Source organism: Ignavibacteria bacterium (genome assembly GCA_036262055.1).
In the GTDB taxonomy this organism is placed as follows: domain Bacteria; phylum Bacteroidota; class Ignavibacteria; order Tepidaquicellales; family Tepidaquicellaceae; genus DATAJP01.
This window is the reverse complement of record DATAJP010000002.1, coordinates 99,362-118,712: the sequence shown is the minus strand read 5'-3', so window position 1 is coordinate 118,712 and position 19,351 is coordinate 99,362. Positions and strand designations below refer to the sequence as shown.

The following is a 19,351-nucleotide window of genomic DNA, read 5'->3' as shown; positions in this document are numbered from 1 at the left end:
GCTTTTTTTTATAATAACTGTGTTGCTTTTTCTAAAATTGTAAGTCTTCCGCCGTAAGTTTTCTCGATGTTTTCTTTTGTGAAAACTTTATCGGTTGGACCTGCGGCTACTAATGTCTGGTTAATTAGAATTAATTCATCAAAATAATCTTTTATCCTGCTCAAATCATGATGAACAATTAAAATTGTTTTGCCTTCGTCTTTGAGTTCTCGTATTAATTTAAAAATCGCTGCTTCGGTCTTTGCATCTACGCCTACAAACGGTTCATCCATAAAATAAATTTCACTCTGCTGCGCAAGCGCGCGCGCAAGAAAAATTCTTTGCTGCTGTCCGCCCGAAAGGTTTCTTATCTGCGTGTCTTTATATTTTATCATCTCAAGCTTTTCAAGAGACTTAATTGCAATTTCATTGTCCTTCGTTCCGGGTCTCCCGAACGTGCTTAAATAAGGATAACGTCCCATAATCACAACGTCATAAACATTGATAGGGAAGTCCCAGTCAAACTGTTCTTTTTGCGGAATGTATGAAACCCGCTTCATTACATCCTGAACCGGCTCGCCAAAAATCCGCACTTCTCCAGTATCAATCGGTAAAAAACCGAGAATGCCTTTTATCAAGGTTGACTTACCCGCCCCATTAGGTCCAATTATACCTATAATCTTACCGCTGCCGATGCGCAGGTTAATTCCCTTAATCGCTGGCTTCCTGTTATATGTAACCGTTAAGTTCTTTACCGTAATAATATTGTCCATAAAAAATTAATTTGGAAATCTAAATGAAATTCCTGCTCCTATAAAATAATCCGTTAGATTATCCTGCAAATCATATCCGCCTGATATGTCAAGCTGCACATTATTATTTACAAGATATGTAAATCCTGCATCAACATAATGACGTGAGTTTTGACTATTAAATGGAATAAATCCATATATTTCAGTGAACATCCCAACTCTATTTGTAAAATCAAAGCCCATAGAAACCGAATATAAAAATGTTGAGTTAGTAGTACTTTCACTATTATCCATATCAATTCCTAAGTTATATGAAAGCTCACCGATGTTCGGCAGTTGATTTGAAAAGCAAAGTTTTAAAGACGGATTAAAATAACTGTCACTGCTTTTTAACGTTAGTGCAGGTAAGTCAGCTTCAACCAGTAACGATGTCTTAGGCAATATTTCACCTTCTTCTAAAATATTAAGCTTAGCTCCAATCATTAGAGGACCGAAATCCGTTGAAGAGGAATTACTTGAGTCGTTAACTATGGTTTTTCCTGTATTGACGCTTGTTCCGAATCTTAATTCAATGGTTTCTGCCAGTCCATAACGAGCCAGTAAATCGGGAGTTGTAAAAATTTCATAAACAACACCACTGATATGATTGTATCTTATGCGTTCGTATGAAAATCCTGCCTCAATTTGAGTATAATTCAACGGCACAATATCAGGAGACTCCGTTTGGTCAGGCCTGTCTGTTGAAATCGGAGAAATTTCCTGCCACCTCAATTCAACCTGTGTATCATTTTTAGGGGCAATTTTTTCAGACGATTCCGATTGGTCGGGTCTGTCTGTTGAAATAGCTGGAATATTTTGTGCAGCCGCAGAACCGCTGATAAATAAAAAAATAATGAGTAAGATTTTTTTCATAATATTTTAAAAAAGGAAGTCATTCCCGCGAAGGCGGGAATCCCAGCCGTTATTTTAATGAATTTACAATTGTATTAACATTATGCTTAACAGCGCCTATGTATGTTCCGTCCTCCGTTCCTTCATTCCCGATTGAATCGGAATATAAAACGCCTCCGACCTTTGCTCCTGTCTCTGATGAAATCTGCTCGAGCAGTTTCGGATTAACGCTTGTTTCTATAAATACGCTTTTTAATTGCCTCTCCTTTATAAAATCAACGAGTTTCTTAACGTCATCGGTCTGGATTTTTGCTTCTGTTGAAATTCCCTGTAAGCCATGCACTTCAAAACCGTATGCTCTACCGAAATATCTGAATGCATCATGCGAAGTTATAAGCACTCTCTGGTTTTCAGGCAATTCCTGAACCCGGGATTTTATCCAGTTGTTCAATGAATCAAGCTGCAATAAATAATTATTCAGGTTATCTGTATAATATTTTTCATTTTCTTTATCAACAGAAATTAAACCTTTAGCAACATTCTTTGCATATGTTTTCACGTTCTCGACGTCAAACCACGCATGCGGGTCAGGGTCGCCATAACCCTTTTCATCGGTCATCGGAGTAAGCCCTTCGGTAACGGTAACAACTGTTTTCTCGCCGCCGGCATTGCGAATCATTTCTTCAATCCAGTGCTCAAGCCCGAACCCGTTTATGAAAACTATGTCGCTTTCAGAAATAAGCCGCGGGTCATTCGGCTTTGCCTTGTATATATGAGGGTCAACCCCGACCCCGCAGATGCTGTAAGTCTCAACTTTATCGCCACCGATGCTTTTAACAACGTCATCAATTATAGTTATTGTTGAAACAGCCTTTATTTTTCCCGAATCACTTTTGTTTTGAGTTTTATTGTTGCATGAAGCGAGTATTAAAATCGGAATTACAAGAAAAGCTAAAAAAAGTTTTTTCATAGTTTACCTGTTTTGTTTTTATCGTTAGTATTATTCACAAATATATTGCTTGCAAGCTTATCGCTAAGAAAAATTTTTTCGTTGTTGCATGAAATCTGAACCGAGTTATCGAAATTTATTTTATCTAAAATTAATATCTGGTCGTTTAGTTTAATGTTCATTTTTGTCAGATATACAAGTACCTCTGAGCTTTCATCCGATACTCTCACAATTGTTGCCTTATCACCGATGTTAAGCTCGGTCAGCTTTATTGATTTATCTTTTGCAATATTTCCGTTTCTGTCGGGGATAGGATGCCCGTGCGGGTCATGCGCAGGAAAATTCAGAAACTCTTCAAGCTTTGCAATTAAATCATCCGATGAAGCATGCTCAAGCATTTCCGCTTCATTGTGAATTTTATCCCATGGATATTTTAAATATTCAGTAAGAAAAACTTCCCATATCCTGTGTTTGCGGATTAGGTTCACCGCAATTTCATCGCCCTTTTTTGTAAGCTCAGGATCTTTATAAGGAGTATGTTTTACAAAACCTGACTTAGCAAGCTTAGATAGCATTTCGCTTACCGAAGCGGACGAAATATTCATCTTTTCGGCAAGCTGGGAAGTAGAAACTTTTCCGCCCGATTGCTTTAAAGAATAAATATTCTTTAAATAGTCTTCTATGCTTGTGTTATTTTTCATTAGGATAATTTAAATAGAATGATATATATATACAACATTAAAATTAGGTATACCTAACAATTTTAGTTAAGGAGTAGAAATTTTAAATGAGTATAATTTGTAACTAATAATGACGATATTACGTTAAAACTAAGTAAATCCTTAAACTTAACCCCAAATTATGTACAAGGTATTACAGATAACTTTATTAATTTTAATAGTATTTATAATGAATGTAAGCTTCAAAGCACAAGCAGTAGTACAAATAAAAGAAATTCCTTTAAGAGATTTTTTCAAAAATCCTGAAAAAACCGGCTACCAGATTTCTCCCGACGGCAAATATTTATCCTATTTAGCTCCCTATGAAAACCGATTAAATATTTTCATAGAAGATTTGCAGACAGGCGAGACAAAAAGAGTAACCAATGCAACCGACAGGGATTTATATAATTATTTTTGGAAAGGGAACAATACAGTTCTTTATGTGAAAGATAACGGCGGCGACGAAAATTTTCAGTTGTATGCTTCGAATATTAATACGGGAGTTCCGAAAAACTTAACTCCGTTCGATAGCGTTCGTGTCGGAATAACCGATGACCTTCCTGAAATCGATGATTATATTCTGATTGAAATGAACAAACGCAACAAAGAAATTTTTGATGTTTACAGAATAAATGTTAATACGGGCGAAATGACAATGGTCGCAGAAAATCCGGGAAACATTTCGGGATGGGTAACAGACCATGAAGGAAAAGTTAGAGTTGCAACAACCACTGATGGTGTTAACACTTCATTATTGTATAGAGAAACTGAAAGTGAGCCCTTCAAAGAAATTTTAAAAACTAACTTTAAGGAAACATTAGCTCCGTTATTTTTTACCTTTGATAATCAAAACATATACGCTGCATCAAATCTTGGAAGAGACAAAGCCGCAATCGTAAAATATGACATTAAAAATGGAAAGGAAATTGAAGAGCTTTATTCACATCCTGAAGTTGATGTTGAAAATCTGAACTATTCACGAAAAAGAAAAGTTCTTACATCAATTCCTTACACAACATGGAAAAGACAGGTTCATTTCCTTGATGACAGAACAAAAGGTGTTTATGAAGATTTATATTCGCAGCTTGGAACTAATTATGAAGTTGTAATAGTGGACTTAACAAAGGACGAAAGCAAATATCTTGTGCGAACCTATAGCGACAGGTCATTGGGAAGCTTTTATTTATATGACTATGAAACAAAAAATTTAAAAGAACTTGCTGATGTAAGTCCCTGGTTGAATGAAAATGATTTAGCTGAAATGAAACCGATTCAATACACATCAAGAGACGGTCTAACGATAAACGGTTACTTAACGCTTCCAAAAGGCGTTGACCCTAAAAACCTTCCTGTAGTTGTAAACCCTCACGGCGGTCCGTGGTATAGAGACGTTTGGACTTTCAATCCCGAAGTTCAGTTTCTTGCAAACAGAGGGTTCGCAGTTCTTCAAGTGAATTTCCGCGGTTCAACCGGTTATGGAAGAAAATTCTGGGAAGATTCTTTCAAACAATGGGGTTTGAAAATGCAGGACGACGTTACTGATGGGGTTAATTGGTTAATCGAGCAGGGAATTGCTGACCCGAGCAGAGTTGCAATTTACGGAGGTTCTTACGGCGGTTATACAGCTCTTGCAGGTCTCACTTTTACGCCTGATGTTTATTCAGCTGGGGTTGATTATGTCGGTGTTTCAAACTTGTTCACATTCATGGAAACAATTCCGCCTTACTGGAAACCGTATCTTGAAATGATGTATGAGATGGTTGGAAACCCGAAAACAGACAGCGCGCAATTTATTGCCACTTCACCCGTATTTCATGCAGATAAAATAAAAGCTCCTTTGTTCATTGCTCAGGGAAAAAACGATCCGAGAGTAAAGAAAAGTGAGTCTGACCAGATGATTGAAGCTATGAAAAAACGCGGAATCGAAGTTGAATATATGGTAAAGGATAATGAAGGACACGGCTTTCATAATGAGGAAAACAGGTTTGATTTCTATGAAACTATGGAAAAATTCCTCAAAAAACATTTGAACAAATCTAACTAATTTATTGTTTAATAATTAAACGGGTTTGCCCAAGCCGTTCCGATTATTCGAGTAACGGCTTTTTTTATGATATAAATTAATAAACTTGAGTACATTTGTCTTAATAATTTTTTCGATAATAACTGTCCTTCAATTAACTTCTTTTTTAGTTTTCAGAAGTTATCTGAAAAGAAAAGGACTTTTAAATAAATTTTTCTGGAAATTTATTTCGATTTTCCCATTCGTTTTTTTCAATCTTCCTTACCTGTATTTAATTTTTTATAGAAATAATTTTTCACTTTTGCCGGGATGGGTTTTTGATTCTTATATACTTCCTTTTTATGTATTTCAGGGAGCAATAATTTTTATCGGACTATATCTTTTAATATTAAAAGTTATAAAAGCTCCTTTTTCTCTTTCGTTATTTTTGCTCAAAAAAATCGGTTCATTCAGAAACTGGTATAATAAAATAACTTCAAAGAAGCAGATTATAAAATATAATGCAGGCAGGAGAAAGTTCATTACAGGAACCACAATGGCAGTTTCAGGTTATGCATTTTTTGCTTCGGGTATGGGTGTCATAAAAAGAAATAAATATGAAATAACCAAAGTTGATATTGCCATACCGGATTTGCCAATCGAGATGAAAGGAACAACTTTCATTCTTGCAAGTGACTTTCACAGCGGACCTTATATGCCGGAAGAAATGATGAAAGAATATACCGATGCTATAAACAGCTTGCAGGGCGATTATATTATTCTGCCGGGAGATTTTACAAATTCAAATATAAAGGAAGTTGTTCCTTTTGCAAAAGCTTTCAGAGATTTGAAAGCCAAGAAAGGAATTTATGGAACTCTTGGAAATCATGACTATTTCTCCGACCCGAATTATATCGCAGAATATATTTTCAACGAAACTCCTATAAAGCTTTTGAGAAACAGCGCAGAGATTCTGAACATCAACGGCAAGCCGTTGTGTCTCCTTGGAATGGAAGACACGCGAGAAAGCGGTGTGAGATTTACAAATGAACTGCAGGCATATATGGATAAAACGCTTTTGACTGCGCAAAATGTAACAGCAGAAAACGGATTTGAATATGGTTCAATTCCGAAAATTATGATTTACCATAAACCGTATTTTATGGATAAAATGTCCGATGCTAATATGGATTTGGTATTGAGCGGTCATACACACGGCGGACAGGTTGTATTGTTTGATGCTATGGGAGTAAATCTTTCTTTGGCTTCAACAGTAAGTCCCTTCATAAGCGGATTTTACAAACACAAAAACTCACAGTTATATGTCTCCCGCGGTATTGGCATGGTCGGGCTTCCCATGCGACTTAACTGTCCTCCTGAGATAACAAAAATCACATTAGTTTAATCTGATTTATTAGTGAGATAAAAGATGTCATTTCCAATCACCACAATAAGTTCTTTTTTTGTTGTCAAGTATATAGCAGTCCATACACATTTTCAAAACCTTCTTATCTGTTGTCAATCTATTGCCTTCTTCATCAGCGAAAATTGACATTCCAATTTCATAACTTTTCCCTGAAGGAATGCTGTCAATATGTGCTTCATATTTATCGTTCACCGTAAGATCCACATTTTTATAACTGAATGCATCAGTATTTTCAATTCTAAATTTCAAACCATCAAAATAAATCTTAGGTTTTATATCGGGTGCACTTTCGCATGACAAAACTGCGAGTACGAGAACAGAAAAAGAAATTATAAATTTTATTTTTAAGTATCTCATATTTTTTTATTTTGATTTACTTCACTAACACCATTCTTTTAGAAACACTTGCATCATCAAGCTTCAAAGTATAAAAATACACTCCACTTGCAAAGTTAACTGCATCCCATTTGTATTCATACTGCCCTGCACTTAATTTCATGTTTACAAGAGATGCAATCTCTCTTCCCGTAATATCATAAATTTTCAATTTCACAAATCCTGTTTTATTTATATCGAATTTTATTTTTGTGGTCGGGTTAAAAGGATTAGGATAATTCTGATGCAAATTAAACGCAGAAGGAATTTGTGAGCTAATTTGGTTTATGTTCACCACGTCAAACAAACCAATTGAAAAAGTTTTCCACTGATTCGGATTTGTTGGCGCATATGCAATCGTTGTTGAGCCTGAGGTTGCTAAGCTTAATCCGCCTTTATTAAAAACCGGTTCAGGTAAATAAGTTTTTCCGCCATCGTTTGAAATTAAAACTTTCAAACTATCAATTGTCTGGCTTGAATATTGCGCATATGAATAATCAAACTTTATTGTATCAGTATTTTTAAGCCCGTAAATTTTGGCGGAAACCAAAGTATCTGTCTGACCTTCATATGAATAAAAATAAAAAGGCATTCTGACCGAATTATTGCCACCCAATTGTGGTCCATTTGAACCTGTGTATCTATCAAAAGTTATAAGCGCATCAGGATTTTTAATCCTCCATCCGGGCGGAGGAAAATAGGATTCAAAGTTTTGCGCAGTAAATTGAGTAGGATAGATAGTATCACTTAAACCGTTTACATAAATTCCGTTACTGAAGCTTAACGGCGCCTCGAAATCGACATCCCGTGGATTGATTGGTTTATATACAACGGGTTTTGCTATGAAAGGTACAGGAATATTTTTCGATTTTGCGGAATTTAAAATCTCACGGTTCGTTTCATTTTGCACAAAAGCCACAATATAAATTTTGCTGTAGTTCCATCCCGGCTGAACATAAAATTTGAATTGATAGGTATATATTCCCGAAACTGTCGGAAGTGTTATTCCGTTAATTCCCGGTACAGCGCTTCTGAAAATATCTATGAAGGTTGAGTCATACCATCCTGATGGCATTGGTATAAACGATTTATATTTTTCGATTACATTTAATTTAAGAGTATAACTTGCCTCCGTGGAGAGATTATAAATATTATTAACAGTAACGGTGCTCATAATAGTATCGCCGCTTGCAAGCAAGCTGTCTGAAACCTGAACCAGAACGGGTGAACCTTCATTGATTCTTGCATTAAATGGTTTAATCAGATTTGAGTCGATTGAATATGGAATTTGAACAAGATGTTTTCCGTCAACGATTGTCGAAGGAACCTGAAAAGTATTGTAATACAACCTCATGGAATCGGACTGCACCGTGTTTGCAAGATATAATGAGTCTGTTCCCGGCGGCGGAACTCCGCGGTGATATTTTATTGAAGCAACGTTATCGGAATTTGATGCAAGAAAAGAATTTAAAAAAATATTGTTAGACGCTGATGAAGGACTTGTTGCGCTTGTGAATTCCTGAAATAAAACTTTTCTTTTAATGCCCGCAAGATAATTCGAGAACTGAAAAAGCGTGTCATTGTTTCTTATGGTATCTGCAGGATATCTGATATATGCATGAACAAGAAACTCTGTTCCCGGAAAAATAACAAGGTTATCGAAAGTAACTTCATATGTCGCTCCGGAAGCAATTGAAGTAATTACTTTTACAGAATCCCAATAATCAAAATTAAAAACTCTAAAAAAAACTGTAACAGCATTTGCGGAATCTGTTGGAGTAGCAGTGAGCCCAAGATTTGTAATATTTAATTTAGGTGCAATTGTATCAGGGCTGTTATCAGGCAAATACGTAGTGCCGGGTTTTATGTTATTGATGGAAGATACCTTAACATCATTTGCTACTCGCCTGCCGGAAGTTAAATTATCGATGTATAAATTATTCCCAAAGTCATTATATGTAATAAACGCCAGAACAACTTCCTCGCCTGAAGATGACTCAGCAATGTCGTTTATCTTGCTTTCTGAAAAAGATATATAGATAAAAGAAACAACCACAAAGCACGAAAGCATTATTACAATGAATTTAATATTAAGCAGTTTTGCTTTTTTCGGCGTAGTCAAAATTTTTAAAATAAAATTTATAAAAGAAATATTCCATTATGGTTAAACATATTAATGATATCGTATCCTTCGGGACAAGCCGTCCTGTCCCGTCGTTATTGGGAACAAAAAATCCTGAAATTTTCAGAATAAACTGCCAGTAAGCATTTTTTGGAATTGTTATCAAATAGCCATTGTCTGAAATTATAATTCCGACAAGCAAGTCCGATATAACCCATCCGACAGAAAACAAAATTATTATGAAAGCAATATTCAGAAACGACTGCATCAAGCCGTCACTTTGATACGTTTTGCTGAAAACATATACCGCAAATATAACATGAATGAAAAAAATTACTACAGCAATCATAATTTAATGATTAAAAGGCATCTTTAGAAAAAAACATTTCTTTGAATGTCTTAAGAATTATTTTAATATCAAAAGTCAAAGACCAATTTTCTATGTAATAAATATCGTAGTCTATCCTTGTCTGAAGCGGTGTATTTGAACCTCTCAAACCATTTACCTGCGCCCAACCTGTGATACCGCATTTAACTCTATGTCTCTCCAAATAGTTCTTGAACGAATCTTTGAGAATATTTATAAAATATTCTCTTTCCGGTCTTGGTCCCACAATACTCATATCACCCAATAAAACATTAAAAAACTGAGGCAGTTCATCTAAGCTGTATTTTCGTAATATTTTTCCTATTGATGTATAACGGTCGTCATTTTTCATTGTCATTTTAGGTCCTTCTTCTTCTGCATCAGTTTTCATTGAACGAAATTTATACATCATAAATTTTTCGCCGTCTAAACCCACTCTTTCCTGCTTATAAAACAAAGGACCTTTAGAGCTTGTTTTGACAAGTATTGCTATCAAAAGCATTACGGGTGAAGATATTATTATTATGAATGCCGAAGTTATAATATCAAATAATCTTTTGACAATTTTGTTCCATATATTTAAAGGAAGAGATTTAAGCTTCATGAACGGGATGCCGTCAACTTCAACTACCTTAAGCTTGCTTGTAATTATTTCAACATAATCCGGTGCAAGCATGAACTCTATATTTATGCCTTCGCAAATTTTTATAAGGTCATAAATATCATCGTGTTCACTTGCCGATAAAGATATTAAAAGCTTTTCTAATTTTAATTGTTTAATTTTTTGAGGCAGCTCTTCATACTTCCCTAAAAGTTTTTTGTTTTTTAATAACGTAACATCTGCGTCTTCTCTTGAAAAATAACCCATAATATTAAACCCTGCAAATTTATCGTTAGAAAACTTTTCATAAATCTCTAATGCCATTTCATTAGTTCCAACGACAGCAACATTTTTAACACCGATATTTTTCTGATACAAGCTCTTCTCTATTTTTAACATTATATATCTGCCCAATGTTATAAGCACAATCGAGAAGAACCAGACAAGCACAAACGTTATTCTTGAAAATTCGAAATCTCTATAAAAGAAAATCATTGCCATTAATATAACAACGGATATAGTAACGCATTTAATAATTGCAGGGAGTTCATCCAGAATGAAAACATTACGGTTCAAACGGTACATCTTTCGCGTTTGAAATACATAAAACCAGACGGGCAAGCTGACTAAAACAAAAATAAAATAAGCCTGGAAATCAGGAAACCCTTTTGTTACTTCAAAATATTTTTCAAAAAAAGAATAGAACCTGAATTCAAATGCGAGATAAAACGCAAGAAAAATTGCTATAAAATCGGATAAAACCGTAAATAATGGAAGAAAAAACTCAACTTTTTTGCTCGAAGTATTTAACATTATTTAAAAACTAAAATAATTTGCTTTATATTCTTATTAGGTGAAAATATTGAGATAATATGAGTATTGAAATGATAAATTTTGGAAAAATTTATGCTATCTTCATAAGATATAGAGAATCCTTGTAATTTGTCATAAAATTATCCCTGATAATTTTATGTTCGGGTTTTCTGAGATAAGTATCACTTTGAATAATTTCAAATGCAATGTCCCTTGCCTGTTGAAGCAGGTCTTTATCCCTTGCTAAATCCGTGCAGGAAAAATTCAATACCCCCGATTGACGTATTCCAAAAAATTCACCGGGTCCTCTTATTTCCATATCTTTTTCTGCAATCTCAAAACCGTTATTTGTTTCACACAAAATATTAAGTCGTTTCATTGTTTCTTCTTCATTTCCTTTTGCAATTAATATGCAATAAGATTGCTCAGCACCTCTTCCTACTCTGCCGCGCAATTGATGAAGCTGTGATAAACCAAATCGTTGCGCTTCTTCAATTATCATTATGGTTGCATTTGGAATATCAATTCCTACTTCAATGACGGTTGTTGAAACCAGAACTTTTATTTTTCCGGTTTTAAAATCTTCCATTATTTCATCCTTTTCATACCATTGCATTCTTCCATGAATCATACCTGTTACATGTTCAGTAAACACATTTTCTTTCAGATGCACAAATTCCTTTTCGGCTGCTTTAAGCTCAAGCTTCTCCGATTCATCTATAATGGGGTATACAATAAATGCCTGTCTGCCATTTTTGATTTCTGTTTTTACAAAATCAAATATTTTTTCTTTATCAGCATCTTTGCGCAAAGCAGTTTTAATTTCTTTTCTGTTTTTAGGCATCTCATCAATTACAGAAACATCCAGGTCTCCATAATATGCAAGTGACAGTGTTCTCGGAATCGGAGTTGCAGTCATTATAAGCACATCGGGATTTAATCCTTTTTCTTTAAGCCTTGCTCTCTGCATAACTCCAAACTTATGCTGCTCATCAATGATAACGAAACCAAGTTTATTAAACTCCACTTTTTCCTGAATCAACGCATGAGTTCCGACTATTATATTTGCGTTACCCGATTTTATATCATTAAGAATTTCTTCGCGCAGTTTTTTCTTTTGTCCTCCGATTAGTAGTACTGTTTTTATTCCAAGCTTTGAAACAAAACTTGAAATAGTCTTATAATGTTGTTCGGCAAGTATTTCAGTTGGACACATGAATGCCGCCTGATAACCATTTTCAATTGCAATAAGCATTGCGTAAATTGCCACAATTGTCTTGCCGCTTCCGACATCACCTTGAAGTAATCTGTTCATGCACTTATCCGATTTCATATCCTCATAAATTTCATTCATAACTTTTTTCTGCGCTCCTGTAAGTTCAAATTCAAGAGCTTCTCTGAAACTCTTATTCAAATCCATTATATCATTGCTGAAGCTTATTCCTTTCTTTTCATTTTGGGTATGCTCTTTTCGCAAAGCCATTATCAATTGGAGATAGAAAAGCTCTTCAAATGCCAGACGCTTTCGTGAGTTTTCGATATCGTTATATTTTAAAGGGAAGTTTATTCTTATAACTGCATCTTTTTTAGATAATAAATTATTATTATCTAAAATATTTTGCGGTAAAGATTCTTCGATAAAATTTTTATTGTTTTTTGAAATAACTTTAAACGCATTAAAAACAATTTTTGCAAGAGAGAGGGTTTTAATCCAGGTTTTTTTTAAGACACAGGAAAGCTCATACACAGGCAGGTATGGATATTTCAAAAACTCAATATCATTTGCGTCATGCTCATTTATAGGAAGATGGTCGCGGTAGTTAAGGCATATGTTTCGTGAGTAATAATTTAATTCAAGCTTTCCGCAAAATATATACTTGCCGTATAACCGGAATTGTTTTGAGCGGAACTCAGTTGCGCCGAAAATAGGAATTTCTATCGTTCCTGTCGAATCTCTCAAAAAAACTTTTACAGGATGATTTAATTTGGAAGGAAGCTTAACCTGAATGACTTCACCATAAACGGCAATAAGCTCATCCGTATCTTTATCGATGTCAAGAATATTAACTTTGCGGATATAAGAGCGGGGAATGAAATTTAAAAAGTCTTCAATGTTTGATACGCCTATTTTTTTGAATGCTTCCGCACGTTTGTCGCCAATACCTTTGATGTATTTTATATCCAACTACTTTATAAGAGTAAATTTTTTAACCTGTGAATATTTTTCTGAACGCAGACGATAAAAATAAACACCTGAAGCAAGATTATCCGAAGAGATGTTGATAAAATAATTTCCTTTTTGTATGAAGCGGTTAATTACACTTCTGATTTTTCTTCCCGATAAATCAAAAATTTCCAAAGAATAATTATCATCAACGGGGACTTCATAGTTAATTTTTGTAAAACCGTTGAAAGGGTTAGGATAATTTTGAGCAAGATTGAAATTATAAATTACAGGAGGAACAGGTATAACCGATGTATCCGGCATCTCTCCGCCGGTAGTTGTTTTCAGAATCCTTCCGTAATAACCGCACGCATACCCAACGGTATCATTAACAAAAAATATCGAAGTGAGAAGATTATCAGTGTAAGGAATTTGTTGAATTTTCCAGTTAATTCCGCTGTTCGTTGTTTTTAAAATAAAGGTCATATATCCTGCAATGTAACCGGTGTTAGCATTCGGAAAATAAACAGACCTGAGTGAGTTTCCCACTCCACTGTTTTGGAAGTTCCAGCTTATTCCGGAATCTGTTGTCTTAAAAATATTACCCGGTAGTCCTACGAAATATCCTGTCGTCTGATTGAGAAAAAAAATTGAGTGTATGTTTTTATCTGTTCCGCTATTCACCTCTTCCCAATTTTCACCCGCATCCAGAGTTCGAAACATTTTTCCCGATAAACCTGCAGTATATCCAGTATTTTCATTTATGAATTTTATTGTGCTAAGAAAATATGAATTGAAAGCGTTATTAGACTCCCAGGTATCACCTCCGTCAATACTCCTTACTACAACACCGGAATCTCCGCATGCAAAAACATTTCGTTCTGTTATTGCATGAATTGATTTAAGTTCAAGAGTAGAAACTGTATTCTGTGTTACCCACGAATTTCCTGCATCAGTTGTTTTTAAAATTCTTCCGCCACTGCCGCAAATATATCCCGTTTGGTTGTTAAGAAAGCTTATTGCTGTTAGCCGGTCTCCGATTATTGTGATTATTCTTGTCCAGTTATTTCCGCCGTCAGATGTTTTTAAAATTATCCCGCCTTCACCGCAAACAATACCATTGTTTTCATCAAAAAAATATATACCGCCGTAAATTATTTCATAAGGAGTGTTCAGCTTTACCCAAGCTGAATCTGCATTTGCATTAACAAATGAAATAATTGACAAAAAAAGTATTATAACGGAATATAATTTCATATATAAATTTATTAAATAACTACGGCTATGACAATCCTATTTTTTAGGATTTCGGGGTCTTTTACAATGAATTTACACAATTAACCCGCTAAATCGGGATTGAATTAGAAACACTTTTTGTTTAGTTTATTTGTTACGCTCTGTAATGAGCGCAAATTTTGTAAAAACATAATATAGAAGCAAAAAATGGCATCAAAAATACTTAAATTAATATTCCTGTTTGTTTTAGTTTTAGGATTAAGTTCCGATATTTACTCGCAGGAAAAATATTCATTCATAAAAATATTCATTAACTCTGATAACGATATAAAAAGTATAAATAAACACGGTTTATTTTTTGACCACGCTTATTTCAATAACAATGAAATGGAAGTTTATCTTTCTGCAGGCGAAGTCGAATTACTGAAGAAATCCGGGGTTCCTTATCAGGTTGTTGTTGAGGACTGGAGTGCGTTTTACAACGAAAGAGTTAAATATGAGAATGCACTATTTAACGGAAACTTTCCTGATAATGTTGAGGATAATACTTTTAACATCAGTCATTCAATGAACGGGTCAATGGGCGGTTATTTGACTTATGACCAGGTTATTGCAAAGCTGGATTCAATGAGAATGCAATATCCGAATTTAATTTCTCAAAAATTTTCAATCGGAAATTCCGTCGAAGGAAGATCGATGTGGACTGTGAAAGTCTCAAGTTCTCCTAACGCTCCAGCCGGTAAGCCGGAAGTCTGGATTCACTCGCTTATACACGCGCGCGAACCGATGAGCATGATGAACATGGTATATTTTGTGTACTGGTTATTGGAAAATTATAATACTGACCCGGTAGCAAGGTATATCCTCGACAACAGAGAATTATATTTTACACCTGTCTTCAACCCTGATGGTTATGAATATAACCGTTCAACAAATCCTAACGGAGGCGGTATGTGGAGAAAAAACAGGAAAAACAACGGCAACGGTTCATTCGGAATTGATCTTAACAGAAATTTCGGAACTTTACAGTATTGGAATTCACCTAATGGCGGTTCAGATACAACAAGAAGCAGTGATACATACAGAGGAACCGCTCCGTTTTCCGAACCTGAAACTCAGAATGCAAGAGATTTTGTGAATTCGAGAAATTTTAAAAATGCTTTATCATATCATACCTACGGAAATTATTACATAAGACCATGGGGATGGCAGGACACACAGACGCCCGATGAAGCAATATTTCATGAGGTATCCGAAGACATGAATCTTCACAATCATTTTACGGTAGGCCGGTCATATAATACTGTTAACTATGGCGTGCGCGGTGTTACTGATGATTGGTATTACAATGATTCGGGTCATGCAAAAATTATTTCAATGACACCGGAAGTCGGTATAGGGTCAGACGGCTTCTGGCCGTCACAGGCAAGAATTTTACCGTTATGCAGACAGAACGTTTGGTCTAACATATATTTTGTGCTTGCAGCCGGAGGTTTTGTTATGCCGACTGCCGCAAAGCTTAATAAAGAAAATTATACTCCCGGTGAAAACGGCTCAATAAAAGTATTCATAAGAAATAAAGGTTTGATGCCGGCTTCGAATGTAAAAGTCGAATGCATTGCATCAAGTCCGGGATTAAATATTACTACCGGAACTTTTAATTATGCAAATATAAATTCGAGAGTATCAGATAGTGTTACGTTTAACTTTACCGTTCCTGCAAATGCTCTTAATAATTCCGCTTATGAAACTGTAATCAGAATTAAGCAAAATAATGATACAAGTTCAGTATATACTATGAAAGTCTGGGTGCCCGTCGGAAACGGAATTGCATCTTATCTTGATAGTGCTGAAAACGGTTTGACGGGAAGATGGACGCAGTCAGGAGGATGGGGAACTACTACCAGCCAATTTGTATCTCCAAATAATTCATTCACTGATAGTCCGACCGGAAATTATGGTTCAAGCAACACGAGAACTTTAACCTTAACGAATCCATTAAATATTTCTGCCAATAAAGTTACCATTGTAAGCTTCTTCAGAAGAAATACAATTGACCTTCTTGATTATGCATATTTCGATGTTTCGGCTGATAACGGCACTACCTGGAGCTCCGCAAAATTTTTCAATGGCACTCAATCAAGCTGGGTTAAAGAAGTTCTTGACATAACTTCACTTGCTAAAGCAACAGCACAGCTTAAAGTCAGATTCTCGCTTGTATCAAATGTCCAGACTAATGCAGACGGTATTTATATTGATAATATCAGAATAATGAATTACAATGCCGTGCCTACTTCCGTCATAGGAAACAATTCGGAAATTCCATTAAAATATAGTTTATTTCAAAATTATCCGAATCCGTTTAACCCATCAACTTCTATTAAATTTGATATACCTAAAACCGGGTTTGTAACTTTAAATGTGTATGATTTGTTGGGAAGACAGGTTGCTCAGCTGGTAAACGAAGTTAAAAATGCCGGGTCATATAATATGGAATTTAATGCATCGAATTTATCGAGTGGTGTATATTATTATAAGCTCGAAACGGCAGATTTTTCAGACACTAAAAAAATGATTTTAATTAAATAACAATTTAGCAGTTCCGCAGGTCAGGGACTGTTTATTAAACCAAACCGGCTTTATGCCGGTTTTTTTTACAGGACAACTTATGATAAAAAAAATATTTTTTATTTTTTCAATTGTTTTTTCAACGGCATTTTTGTTTGTTGTAAATGCCAATGCAAATAATCTTTTTACTTTAAACAATACCGATGCTTCATTAAAAGATAATCTGAGTCCATTTGTTGACAGCCCTGTTATATTAAAAATGGACTTCAATGAATTAAGAACCATCTATTCACAGAAACAATACAGTCTTGATTTGAATATTCCGGTAACCGAGTATCACTCGGTTCGTGTCCACCTCAACAAGTTTGATATATTTGATAAAAACGCACAGCTTGTTGAACGGACTGCGTCGGGAAATAAACCGTTTCAATTAACAAATGGAATCGTATCATATACAGGAGTAATTGAGGGAATGCCAAACTCTCTTGTAGTTCTTAACTTTTTTGAGAACCAGATTATAGGACTGCTTAGAACAGAAAATGATGTATACATAATCGGAAAAATCGGCAATGATTCGGAAATAACAGATAATTATGTAGTTTATCAGGAAACAAAGAAAAAATTTCACAGCGAATTGAAATGCGGCTCCGATGCGCTCGGAGTTCCGGAATCCGTTTATGAATCGATGAAAGAGCTTAAAAAGAGAATGGAACAGACTGACACCGGCTTTGATGTTATGCTTAATGCAAGTGTTGCCATTGATATAGATTTCTTTACTCATAATTGGTATGGTGGAACTCAAAATGCAACTAACTGGGCAACAGCTTTAATGACCGCAGTTTCAGCAGTTTATTTGAAAGATGAAAATGTAAAAATATCTATTGGTTATTTAAGAGTATGGACAACTCAAGACCCATATACTTCGACAAGCGGAATTGCAATGCTTAACCAGCTTCGCTCGGAATGGATTTCAACTCAGGGAGGCGTTCAAAGAGTGATAACACATCTGCTGTCAAGAAGAAATAATATTGATGTAGCAGGCATAGCTTTTCTTAATGTGCTTTGTGACAATACAAACGGATATGGCTTGAGTGCAACCCTTAATGGTCAAATAAATAACATTCCTAATTATTCATATGACGTTGTTGTTGTCGCCCACGAAATGGGTCATAACTTCGGCTCACCTCATACACATAACTGCAGCTGGGCAGGCGGTCCTTTGGATACCTGTGAGTTTATTGAAGGAGGTTGTTTCAGTGGTCCACCGCGTCCTGCAGTTGGAACGATAATGAGTTATTGCGACTTAATCGGAGGTGGTTCCGTCATTCTTGATTTTGGCGAGCAACCGGGTACTTTAATAAGAATCAGAGCTGAAAGCGCGGGATGTATAACAAATGCTAACACAAATATGCTTGTTGCATATCCGAACGGAGGTGAATCTTACAGAACAGGTCAAAATGTTGCTGTCTGGTGGGGCGGCTCTTTAACTGGGAATGTTAATATCGAATATACTTCCAACAACGGAAGCTCATGGAATTCAATTCAGAATAATGTCCCTGCCCAGAACAGAAGCGTGACATGGACGGTTCCGTATATTGCAACAACCACACAGGCAAAAATCAGAATTATCGATGCATCAAACCCTTCAGTTGGAGATACAACAGACGGAACTTTCAGAATAATTCTTAATCTGAATTTTATAAATTTATTGTTCCCTCCGACTTTAACAAAAGTAGAAACCGCTCCGAACAATACTGCAGTTCAGCAGTTCAAATGGTCAAGCTCGGGAACGCATCCATCAATAAGATATGCGTTTAAAATAAGAAAAGGCGGCGCTCCTCCTTCAAGTGATTTGAAGTTTGACAGCGATAACAACGGCACTGATACAGTAGTCAGTTTGCGTAAAAGCCTTCTTGATACAATTGCGCAAAATTTGGGAACTGTGAATGATTCTGTTTTATGCATCTGGAGTGCAGTCGCATATAATGGGTTTGATTCCACAACATCATCATCATTCATCGTAGTGCTGAAAAGAACCGGTGTCGGTATTACACAGATTTCGACTGAGATACCTGATAAATTTGAACTTGGAAATAATTATCCGAATCCGTTTAATCCGTCAACAAAAATAAATTTTGCAATCCCGAAAGCTTCTTTCACAACACTGAAAGTATATGACATAAGCGGAAAAGAAATTGCAACACTCGTAAGTGAATATACGCAGGCAGGTTATTATAATGTTGATTTCAATGCTATGAATATTTCATCAGGTGTGTATTTTTACAGGATACAATCAGGTGAATTTGTCGATACAAAACGAATGCTGTTGATAAAATGACGGAATTATTTTATCAACAGTCCCGCATTTGCGTGAATTTTTGAAT

At 35.4% G+C, this 19,351-nt stretch carries 14 protein-coding genes; 4 read left to right on the top strand and 10 right to left on the bottom strand.

Features of this window, described 5'->3' with window-relative positions:
• Positions 1-8 precede the first annotated feature (8 nt).
• From VHP32_02240 to VHP32_02225, 4 genes are read right to left on the bottom strand one after another with little or no spacing between them, the layout of a single operon-like run.
• Positions 9-752: a metal ABC transporter ATP-binding protein gene (locus VHP32_02240; GenBank protein ID HEX2786695.1), complete on the bottom strand. Its 744-nt coding sequence runs from the start codon at positions 750-752 to the stop codon at positions 9-11.
• 6 nt (positions 753-758) lie between these two features.
• Positions 759-1,643 (bottom strand): transporter, encoded by an 885-nt coding sequence (locus VHP32_02235; GenBank protein ID HEX2786694.1) that lies wholly within the window; start codon positions 1,641-1,643, stop codon positions 759-761.
• A 49-nt stretch (positions 1,644-1,692) separates the two neighbouring features.
• Positions 1,693-2,592 carry a zinc ABC transporter substrate-binding protein gene (locus VHP32_02230; GenBank protein ID HEX2786693.1) on the bottom strand — a complete coding sequence of 300 codons (900 nt, stop codon included), beginning with the start codon at positions 2,590-2,592 and terminating at the stop codon, positions 1,693-1,695.
• A complete protein-coding gene (locus tag VHP32_02225; protein ID HEX2786692.1) occupies positions 2,589-3,272 on the bottom strand; it encodes a metal-dependent transcriptional regulator in 684 nt (227 codons plus the stop codon). Before VHP32_02225 ends, VHP32_02230 begins: the two co-directional genes overlap by 4 nt.
• A 160-nt stretch (positions 3,273-3,432) precedes the next feature.
• Between VHP32_02225 and VHP32_02220 the strand changes: the two genes are divergently transcribed.
• Positions 3,433-5,337 (top strand): S9 family peptidase, encoded by a 1,905-nt coding sequence (locus VHP32_02220; GenBank protein ID HEX2786691.1) that lies wholly within the window; start codon positions 3,433-3,435, stop codon positions 5,335-5,337.
• Positions 5,338-5,617: 280 nt separating this feature from the next.
• Positions 5,618-6,700, top strand: a complete 1,083-nt coding sequence (locus tag VHP32_02215; GenBank protein ID HEX2786690.1) for a metallophosphoesterase — start codon at positions 5,618-5,620, stop codon at positions 6,698-6,700.
• 27 nt (positions 6,701-6,727) lie between these two features.
• Here VHP32_02215 and VHP32_02210 read toward each other — a convergent pair whose 3' ends face one another.
• The 6 genes from VHP32_02210 to VHP32_02185 all read right to left on the bottom strand — a co-directional run bounded on the left by VHP32_02210 (position 6,728) and on the right by VHP32_02185 (position 14,420).
• Positions 6,728-7,078, bottom strand: coding sequence for a hypothetical protein (locus tag VHP32_02210; GenBank protein ID HEX2786689.1), 351 nt, complete (start codon positions 7,076-7,078; stop codon positions 6,728-6,730).
• A gap of 16 nt (positions 7,079-7,094) precedes the next feature.
• On the bottom strand, positions 7,095-9,167 hold the full coding sequence (locus VHP32_02205) for a T9SS type A sorting domain-containing protein (protein HEX2786688.1): 2,073 nt from the start codon (positions 9,165-9,167) through the stop codon (positions 7,095-7,097).
• 19 nt (positions 9,168-9,186) lie between these two features.
• Positions 9,187-9,567 carry a hypothetical protein gene (locus VHP32_02200; GenBank protein HEX2786687.1) on the bottom strand — a complete coding sequence of 127 codons (381 nt, stop codon included), beginning with the start codon at positions 9,565-9,567 and terminating at the stop codon, positions 9,187-9,189.
• A gap of 10 nt (positions 9,568-9,577) precedes the next feature.
• Positions 9,578-10,999 (bottom strand): undecaprenyl-phosphate glucose phosphotransferase, encoded by a 1,422-nt coding sequence (locus VHP32_02195; GenBank protein ID HEX2786686.1) that lies wholly within the window; start codon positions 10,997-10,999, stop codon positions 9,578-9,580.
• A 91-nt stretch (positions 11,000-11,090) separates the two neighbouring features.
• Positions 11,091-13,184, bottom strand: a complete 2,094-nt coding sequence (gene recG, locus VHP32_02190) for an ATP-dependent DNA helicase RecG (protein HEX2786685.1) — start codon at positions 13,182-13,184, stop codon at positions 11,091-11,093.
• Positions 13,185-14,420 carry a YCF48-related protein gene (locus VHP32_02185; GenBank protein HEX2786684.1) on the bottom strand — a complete coding sequence of 412 codons (1,236 nt, stop codon included), beginning with the start codon at positions 14,418-14,420 and terminating at the stop codon, positions 13,185-13,187.
• Between the two features lie 186 nt (positions 14,421-14,606).
• Here VHP32_02185 and VHP32_02180 point away from each other — a divergent pair, with 186 nt between their 5' ends.
• Together VHP32_02180 and VHP32_02175 are read left to right on the top strand one after the other, a co-directional pair.
• Positions 14,607-16,988: a M14 family zinc carboxypeptidase gene (locus tag VHP32_02180; GenBank protein HEX2786683.1), complete on the top strand. Its 2,382-nt coding sequence runs from the start codon at positions 14,607-14,609 to the stop codon at positions 16,986-16,988.
• 79 nt (positions 16,989-17,067) lie between these two features.
• Entirely contained in the window at positions 17,068-19,305 is a 2,238-nt protein-coding gene (locus tag VHP32_02175) for a M12 family metallo-peptidase (GenBank protein ID HEX2786682.1), read from the top strand.
• Positions 19,306-19,351 lie beyond the last annotated feature (46 nt).

What these genes read in the sequence shown, in the direction of transcription:
- VHP32_02240 (HEX2786695.1), bottom strand. Translation starts at nt 752, where the DNA reads ATGGACAATATTATTACGGTAAAGAACTTAACGGTTACATATAACAGG.
- VHP32_02235 (HEX2786694.1), bottom strand. Translation starts at nt 1,643, where the DNA reads ATGAAAAAAATCTTACTCATTATTTTTTTATTTATCAGCGGTTCTGCG.
- VHP32_02230 (HEX2786693.1), bottom strand. Translation starts at nt 2,592, where the DNA reads ATGAAAAAACTTTTTTTAGCTTTTCTTGTAATTCCGATTTTAATACTC.
- VHP32_02225 (HEX2786692.1), bottom strand. Translation starts at nt 3,272, where the DNA reads ATGAAAAATAACACAAGCATAGAAGACTATTTAAAGAATATTTATTCT.
- VHP32_02220 (HEX2786691.1), top strand. Translation starts at nt 3,433, where the DNA reads ATGTACAAGGTATTACAGATAACTTTATTAATTTTAATAGTATTTATA.
- VHP32_02210 (HEX2786689.1), bottom strand. Translation starts at nt 7,078, where the DNA reads ATGAGATACTTAAAAATAAAATTTATAATTTCTTTTTCTGTTCTCGTA.
- VHP32_02205 (HEX2786688.1), bottom strand. Translation starts at nt 9,167, where the DNA reads ATGCTTTCGTGCTTTGTGGTTGTTTCTTTTATCTATATATCTTTTTCA.
- VHP32_02200 (HEX2786687.1), bottom strand. Translation starts at nt 9,567, where the DNA reads ATGATTGCTGTAGTAATTTTTTTCATTCATGTTATATTTGCGGTATAT.
- VHP32_02195 (HEX2786686.1), bottom strand. Translation starts at nt 10,999, where the DNA reads ATGTTAAATACTTCGAGCAAAAAAGTTGAGTTTTTTCTTCCATTATTT.
- VHP32_02185 (HEX2786684.1), bottom strand. Translation starts at nt 14,420, where the DNA reads ATGAAATTATATTCCGTTATAATACTTTTTTTGTCAATTATTTCATTT.
- VHP32_02180 (HEX2786683.1), top strand. Translation starts at nt 14,607, where the DNA reads ATGGCATCAAAAATACTTAAATTAATATTCCTGTTTGTTTTAGTTTTA.
- VHP32_02175 (HEX2786682.1), top strand. Translation starts at nt 17,068, where the DNA reads ATGATAAAAAAAATATTTTTTATTTTTTCAATTGTTTTTTCAACGGCA.